The organism is Nonomuraea rhizosphaerae, assembly GCF_019396405.1.
GTDB classification, from domain to species: domain Bacteria; phylum Actinomycetota; class Actinomycetes; order Streptosporangiales; family Streptosporangiaceae; genus Nonomuraea; species Nonomuraea rhizosphaerae.
In genome coordinates, this window is record NZ_JAHKRL010000146.1 from 1 (window position 1) to 7,948 (window position 7,948).

Sequence of the window (7,948 nt, forward strand, 5' to 3'; positions counted from 1 at the left end):
GGCGAGGCCGCCCAGAACGCGGCCCGCCCGCCGTGCCGGGGCGAGGCGCAACGGGCCGACAGCACGACGTACGGGACGTCCGGCTCCAGCCCCACCCTGCGCATCCGCGCGTCCAAGGCCCGCGACCCGTCCACCCGTCCGTCCAGCAGATCGTCCAGCAGCTCACCCCTGACCCGCGCCTCGGCCTCGACCGCGCTGTCCCGCATCAGCATCAGCAGCGTGGTGACCAGCGCGGTGCGCTCCAGGATGCGCCGGTCGGCGTCGCAGAGGTCCGTCGCGGTGCGCAGCACCAGCGTGCCGAGCACCTCGCCGGGGGTCGAGATCGAGGTGATCCACAGGTCCTCGTGCCGTACCGTGCCGCCGCGCGTACGGATGGAGCCGGCGACGGCCAGGACCGCCGAGACCTCGTCCTCGGCGAGCGGCACCGGCGCGCCGGACGTGACCAGGCAGCGGCCGTCCGTGTCCAGGACGTGCAGCGTCCCGCCCAGCACCTCGGTGACCACCGCGGCCACGTCCTCGGCGCCGCCGCCCCGGACGACCAGGGCGGTCATCCGGTCGTGCGCCTGGGCTGCCCGCTCGATCTCCGCGCTGTGCGCCCGGACCTCCTCGTTGACCGCGTTCAGCTCCTCCAGCGCCGTACGGGTCCGCGCCAGCAGGCGTGCGCCGTCGACGGCCAGCGCGGCGTGGGCCGCCAGCGAGCCCAGCAGCACCGCCTCCTGCGGGGTGAAGCGCCGCTCGCTGCGATGGGCCGCGTACAGCACGCCGATCACCCGGCTGGTCAGCCGCATCGGCACGCCCAGGATCGCCACCAGCGCCTCCTCGGCCACCGCCTCGTCGATGAAGGCGCGGTGCCGGAACTGCGGGTCGCTCAGATAGTGGTCGCTGCTGTAGGGCATCGCCGTCTGCGCCACCAGCCCGCCCAGCCCGTCGCCCAGCGGGATCCGCAGCCGCCGGAAGGCCGCCGAGATCGACCCGTCGGTCATCTGCATGCGGGTCTCGCCGGACTCGTCGTCGTTCAACGTCACGTAGGCGATGTCGGCGTTCAGCAGCCGCCGGGCGCGGCGCACGATCACCTCCAGGATCGCCTCCAGGTCGCGGAGCCCGGCCAGGTCGCCGGCCAGGTCGAACAGCGCGCTCAGCTCGGCCTCGCGGCGGGCCTGCCGCCGCATGCCGGCGTGCACGCGCAGCGCCGCCAGCTTGGCGGCCTCCAGCTCCGCCAGCGTCTCCGGGGCCGCACCCGCCGCACGGGCCCACATCACCGGCTCCTCGAACTCGACGGGCGCGGCATCACGGGCCAGCAGATCGAGGAAGACGCCGCACGAAACAGGGGAGGACGGCACAGTCATCGGCGGATCCGTCCGTACGTGGCCGGCCGCCGCCCGGCCCGGCATCGCCCCGGACGTCCGGTCCGCGGGCACGACATAGTCACGCATGCGGACGATGAGCGGCCAGCCGTCCCCATGGCGCGAGACTCCGGGCAGATCGGGAACGGCGGTGAGCCGGCGCCCGCCGGACACGCCACGACGCGAGATCGCGGCGGCCTCGCCGATCGCCGTCTGCGTGACGACCCACCCGGTGGCGGCCATCGTGCGACCAGGCGCGTGAACATCGAAACATCACGAGGTCAGGTCCTGCGGCAGAGCATGCAATGGAGCCTCCAGTGCACAACGGGCAGGGAGCTGTATCCAGAGTAACCAAGGTTACTAAGCGCATAGTCAGGGCGTTGACGGTCGCTTGTCAACCGGTGAATCCGGCGGCAGCACGACACTGCGAAGCGCGGGCCTGCCGCAGCCGGCTCGGTGCCCCCCGCTCACGCGGCGCGGTCGGGACCAGCGCCGACAATGCGGCCGCCGAGTCGTACAACGCCCCTCAAGCGCGAGACGCTGCAGGGCGCGTCCGGCCGACCCGACACCCGCACCGCCCGCACCGCCGAACCGCCCGCCTGGCCGTCTTCCGCTGGATCACCCGCTGCGACACTGTCCGGCGGCACTCCCACCTCGGCCGGCTCAGCCCGATCGACTGCGAGAAACCGGCAGACGACCTGAAGCCAGCCAGTTGAAAATCGGGGTCCGCGTTCAGGGGAAGCCCCTATGAGGAAGCCCTCACATCGCGGTCGAGCAAGGTGGGCGAACCACCCGCAACAAGACAAAACGGGCCCCCTTCGCCCCGAAAGGCGAAGAGTGCCCGCTACGCAGATCTGACGAGTGCCCCCTGTAGGATTCGAACCTACGCACCCGGCTCCGGAGAGGGTTGCCGATTGTGTGCTCATCCTGCCTGTGACCTGCAGCAATGCTAGATGCGGGACCGTCATTGTCGGCTGTGGTCCACAAGGGGTCCACGATCATGACAGGCGCGCACCCCTCATAGCGTGGAGATCGAACCAGGAGAGGTTTGGTCGTGGCAGCAGTCCCGCGACGGCGCTTGATCCGGAGTTCCGGGCCGGGCGCGGCGTATCGTCAAGGAGACGGGAAACCCGTTGCCCGGGTCGCGCGAGATCTTGGGATCAGCCCGTACACGCTGCACAATTGCGTGCAGATGGATCGGCTCGCCGAGCAGTACGGCGGCAATGGAGGCAAAGCACTGAAGGAGTCTGAGCAGGAGGAGCCGGCGCGATTGCGGCGGGAGAAGGCGCCCTGGGAGCAGGAGCGCGCCGAGCTGGAAGACGAGTGTGATCTGCTCCAGCGTTCTGTGGTCTTGTGGGTCAAGGAGGCGATAGGCCGATAGCGTGGCAGCCTTCATCAGCTCCCAGAAGACCGAGCACAACATCGACCACTCCACCTCCTGCCGGGCGATGGGTGTCTCGCAGCCCTGGTACTACAAGTGGAAGAACCGCATCGACGACGATGTACCGATCGCCCACCACCGCCGGCGGGCCGACCTGGATGCGCAGATCCCCCACTCGTTCGAGGCGGCACCTATGATTCGCCTCGCATTACCCGGGACCTGCACGACGCGGGGTCGTGTAGGCCGTTGAGGCAACCACCCCGCCGCGTTCACTCTGAACAGTGGGATCGTCATCGGCGAGAGTGTCGAATTCCACAAGCAGATCTTGGACGCCCTCGCCCTGTACCGCTGGCGATTCCTTTGGAGTCCAATCGTCTAGTCCTGGAGGGTACTGCTCTCGAGCCTGACGCCCCACGCAAAAGGCCCGTCGTATCGGAAGGCCAGTAGCCCGGTGACCGGCCGGTTTTCATCGCGGCCACGCACGAGCCCAGCGGCCTGGGGAACACAGAAGGCAATGATCCCATTGCCGAAGTCGATGCGCCCGGAAGCGGGACCTCCGATGTGATCGACCTTGCCGGGCAGGCGCTCCAGGATGTCGGGGGGCTCCGCGTCGCTGCTGCGCTCCCATTCCCGCAGGTCGCTATGGTGGACGAGTTGTCCGAGCTGGGTCCCCTTGCCTAGCCATTCATAGTTGAACCGTCGGTTGCCGAAGAAATTAGCCCGCTCACGGCAGCGGTCCAGCTTGCGCTGGTAGTCGGGTAGAACGGACGGTTGATTCTGAAGCACGCGTATCGCGGCCAGCACATAGTCGTAGAACAGCGCCTCTCGAGAGTTCTCGGCCAGCGCCCAAGTGTTGACCAGATCGGCGGCGCGGTCCAGGGACGCGGGGATGAACCGGGCCGCGCGTAACCAGTCGAGCAGAGTTCGAAAATCCCGGGGGTCGTCCCGCAGGTTTTCCTCGAGAAGTGTGACCGCCATGTGAAGCTCGTTGGGTGGCATCGCCCTCCATGTTCCGCGTCGGTTCCGATACGTCCGTGCCAGGCGTCGCCTCAGAGGAGGCCGGTAGAGGTCCGGTCGGTCGAGCAAGTTGCGCCACCCCTGAAGCAGCGCCTGGTAGTCGTCGTACAAGCGGAGAAGGTCATTCTCGACGACCGCGGCATACTGAGAGGTGCGATCGTCGCCGCGGATCTCGCGCGCCGCATCGATCGCGTTCTCCGCCTGATCTAGCAACTCCCTGTAGTAAGCGGATGTTGGGCGGGACAAGAAGTCACCGTACGTCGAAGCGTCGGACTCCGTGTAACCGAACTCGATGACCATCACGCACGCTTGCGAAAGCGCGATGTGGCCGTACTCGCTTGAGTCGTCGATGGCTGACGCGCGCCGGAAAGAGGAAATAGCATCCTCCATAAGCGGCATGATGAGGCGCTCCTTCTCCTGTGCGCCTCCTGTCCAGGGCTGTCCGCTCCTGATGATCCTCCGGATTTCGTTGCGGATGACCATACCGCGCATGTGGTGGAGCGATGCGTCTTTGCCCAGCGACAGGCGAATCGCCTGGTCCTCGTAGTAAAGCGCACGGGCGTAATCGCCCGTGTCGTATGAGATGAGCCGACCGAGATGAGCGGAGTAGTGAGGCTCGTTCGGGAAAGCTTCGACAAGCGCAGTGAGTACGTCGATACGGCCAGGACTCGACATGCCCTGCAGGAGTTCCGTGTAGGTTCCGGCCCCGGACCGAGCCTCTGACCACTCCCGAAGGTCGCGAACGGTGAAGAGCCGGTCGAGTACCTGTTTGATGTCGATGGGGAGGTACGGTGCGAATGCCTGCTGGGCGTGCTGGATGAGGCGCAAGCACCAGCCGGGCAGCGCTGCTCTCCAGTCATGCTCGCCTGCCTCCAACGGAGCGGGCGAAAGGAGTTGGCGCAACAGTTCCTCCGCAATGAGGCTGTGCGTCATTCTCCATACTTCCTGCTCGCTCTCGATCAACAGGCCAAGCAGGTTCTCGCTGATGTGACGGCTCAGCTCGACTTGGTCGGCGGGTGGAACTCCGAACAGCGGGGCGAACAAGGTGGCGGGGATGGGGATGCCGCTGTACCTGTGTGCCAAGGCGATGACGATGAGCACCTCGCGCTCGTGGTCACGGAGGTCAGCTATGAATTGGCTCACGTACTCCGGAAGCCCCTCGAAATCCTCCGTGAAGGCTGTCAGGGCGTAGAAGAAGGGGACGTTGTTGTAGTCGTCTCGGGCTGCTAGTTCATAGAGCGCCGTAGCCCGATCAGCAGCGATATCAGCGAATTTGGCGGCCATTTCGACGCGCTCGCGTTGCCCCTCCATGGGGCCCAATCGGAGACCGCGCTCCGACGAAGGCATGGCCGTACCGTCGTGCGGCAAGGCACGCCTTGGGGTGTTACGGCGAGCGGTGATGAGCAGGACGGCGGGGACGCTACTCGCGCGCAGCATCGCGAAGATTCGGTCGACGATGATGTCGGGCACCAGATCGAGCACCACGAGCACCGGCAAGCCCGTCAACTGGACCAGGTCAGCGATGTTTTGGGTGATGACGAGGTCGTCCAGAACACCTCGCGCTACTATGCAGGGGTATTGCTCGTGCAGCGTCCAAGCGATCCTCCGAGCGACGGTCGTTCCTCCCGCGCCAGGTGTGTGTCCGAGCATGATCCTCAGCGTGTCGCGGCGGCCCAGGGCGTCCTTGACCTGATCCAGTAGGTCGTCAGCAACACCCCTCTTCAGATCAAGTTCAAGATCAAGCTCTGCCCAGGAGATGGGGCGTCCCCGGTAGAACGCACCAACGTTGGCATTCTCATCATTGAGGGCTACTTCGGAATGGAGGAGTTGGACGGTGTCGTTAAACCGCGTGACAAATTCGTCGGTCAACGGAAACAAGCCCTTGTCGGAAGGCAGTAGCGGTGTACGACGCTCTGTGTCCCCGCCGTCAGCGATGGGCATGGCTCCCAGCACCCGTGCGGGATCTCCTTGGATCTGGCGAGGCGCGTATTCCGCGAGCGCGGCTCCGGACTCCGATACGACCACCAAGCTCGCCCTATCGGTGAACACGTCTAGACATGCCTCTACGACCGCTCTGCGCGGGCCGTCAGGGTCCCCGAAGCAGACGATCGTAGCCGGTCTGGCCCTGTGCCGAGCCAAGCCATCGATTCCGCCACGGAGGAACGAGTAGTACTGAGACCTCCATTTGCGCAGGTCCGTCCGTGGATCGACGTCTGCGGAGGCGCTGAGGCCTGCCCCCGCCAACCACACCGTACTGTTGCGACCGAATAGGACCTGCTGCCCCGGCTTGCACAACCGGTGGATCCGAGAGGCATCCGTGTTCGTCTTAGCCCAGCACCCCGTGCTATCCGTCTTTGGGTTCAGGTCGACGACCATATCCCAACGCCTGCGCAGGAACCGCTGACTCGCCTCGTCATCGAGTTCCGCCGAGTCGATCACAGCGATGGTGACCCGCGTACCCGTCCAACGCCCGCACTCCTCGAAGAGACGCTCCACGGCTTCGACTACGTCGAGTGCCGGGGTCGCCGCGCTGCCAGGGAGCATGAGCTGCTCGAACTCGCCCTCGGGTGGACTCACCTCGTGAGTCTCAAGGAACCGGCCCAGGGCAGCGCAGGACAGCTCGTAGAACCACTGGCGCAACGGGGTGTCGATCTTGTCACGCATCGCGAACAGCAGTGCGACGCCCGCGATGGACAGTGCATACATGTCCTGCCAAGGCGCGCGTAGATTCAGTCCTCCAGCGAATCCTTCGCCGGCTTCAGCGATATCGTTAGCGAGGTCGCACACGCCTTGCACCTGGAGACGCTCCTGCGCGTCCTCCGAAGGGTCGACAAGAAACCGGGCCACCGCCCGGCGCTGCAGGTCTGTCATCAGACTTAGGTCATCGAGCATGCAGGAGAGCATGAGATGCACAGGATCTCTGCTAAGCGGCTCTGAGGCGCCGTAGAAGGACAGGTCGATGAGCCGGTAGCTGGCTGGGTCCGCCTGCGGCCTCATATTGAGCAAAACGTTGTCAAGGTGCAAATCCCCGTGCGCTCGTCCCTTCAGTGCGAGGAGATGTCCGGGAGTCACTGTTGCCCACTGTGAGGCGTCCCGCAGCCAGACGACGATGTTCGGCATAGTGATTCCGAGCGCCGAACGGATCCAGGCTGGCGCGGAATCTCGGTCGCTAGCGCCGTGAAGCGCTTGGGCGAGTGCCTCCACGGGCCCTTTCTTGTCAAGGCGAGTCCCTAAATGCTCGGACAGGAACGCGAGTGGCGTGGTGCGCTCGATTTTCGGCCAGGGTGGGGTGTTCCAATCGCGGAGAATCGAGCTCATGATTTGGGCGGCTACTTGCGGCAGCACGGCGCGACCACGTAGTGCCGACAACGCACGGAAGCGACGGAACTCCCCGGCGGGCTGCTGGAACATGATCTTCCAGCCACCCTTAATCGAAATGGCGGGCACGGGCTGCTCGACGAGGTGGTTAACACGGAACTCGGTGGGCGCCTGCTGCAATGCTAGTTGGTGAAGGTGCGGTTCCTTACCTGCCATTCCGGGCGGGCACACCTTCATGATCACGGGTATGGGGCCATCTGGCTGGTTGAGAACCACAGAGGCCACTAGGGCGCCCGATTCCCCTGGTGTGAGCCATGCATCGAAGACGATCGACGTTCCTGTTTTGGCCTGCCAGGAATCCAGCTCTGTGGCTAGGGCGTTGAGCAAGCCGTCTGCGAGCTCTACGGGTAGACCGGGAGTGGCATCAACGTCGCTGTTCAAATCTTTCTCCTGCCGCCATCGGGGCAGAACGCTACCTGGCTGGGGTGGCGTGAGTCTCTGGGAACAAGTGACAGTACGGCTACAGAACCGCAGTAGGGACGTGCCCGCCGCCCAAAGTCGTCCTGGCCTCACTTCTCGATAAGGGTGACAAGCGGCAATTGAGGCGTTTGTGGATATTTGGTAGCTCCGTCGATCGCGTCTACGTGCCTAGAGACGTTGACTTGTCGGCAGCCAAGGAGTGCTCGGGAGTAGGTTTGCCCTCGGCTATCGCTTGCGATCGTGAAACGGCTTCCCAGTATCACCCTGTTCCGGTGGTCACCTCTGCCCTTCCCCTCGTAGCGTGGAGACCGAACCGGGAGAGGTTTGGTCGTGGCAGCAGTCACGCGGCGGCGCTTTGATCCGGAGTTCCGGGCGGGCGCGGTGCGTATCGTGAAGGAGACCGGCAAGC

The 7,948-nt window shown here is 65.2% G+C and carries 4 protein-coding genes and 1 pseudogene; 3 read left to right on the plus strand and 2 right to left on the minus strand.

The features are described from left to right. Positions 1-1,586: GAF domain-containing protein (locus tag KME77_RS07070; protein ID WP_246609330.1), on the minus strand; the 1,586-nt coding region annotated here is incomplete at its 3' end. Positions 1,587-1,774: 188 nt separating this feature from the next. Here KME77_RS07070 and KME77_RS29095 point away from each other — a divergent pair. The 3 genes and pseudogenes from KME77_RS29095 to KME77_RS07080 all read left to right on the plus strand — a co-directional run. Beyond that, positions 1,775-2,059: pseudogene (locus KME77_RS29095) on the plus strand (integrase core domain-containing protein); the annotation flags it as partial. A gap of 338 nt (positions 2,060-2,397) precedes the next feature. Then, positions 2,398-2,724, plus strand: coding sequence for a hypothetical protein (locus KME77_RS07075; RefSeq protein ID WP_219463138.1), 327 nt, complete (start codon positions 2,398-2,400; stop codon positions 2,722-2,724). 1 nt (position 2,725) lies between these two features. Next, on the plus strand, positions 2,726-2,974 hold the full coding sequence (locus KME77_RS07080; RefSeq protein ID WP_219463140.1) for a hypothetical protein: 249 nt from the start codon (positions 2,726-2,728) through the stop codon (positions 2,972-2,974). Positions 2,975-3,099: 125 nt separating this feature from the next. Here KME77_RS07080 and KME77_RS07085 read toward each other — a convergent pair whose 3' ends face one another. After that, positions 3,100-7,500, minus strand: coding sequence for a hypothetical protein (locus KME77_RS07085; protein ID WP_219463142.1), 4,401 nt, complete (start codon positions 7,498-7,500; stop codon positions 3,100-3,102). Positions 7,501-7,948 lie beyond the last annotated feature (448 nt).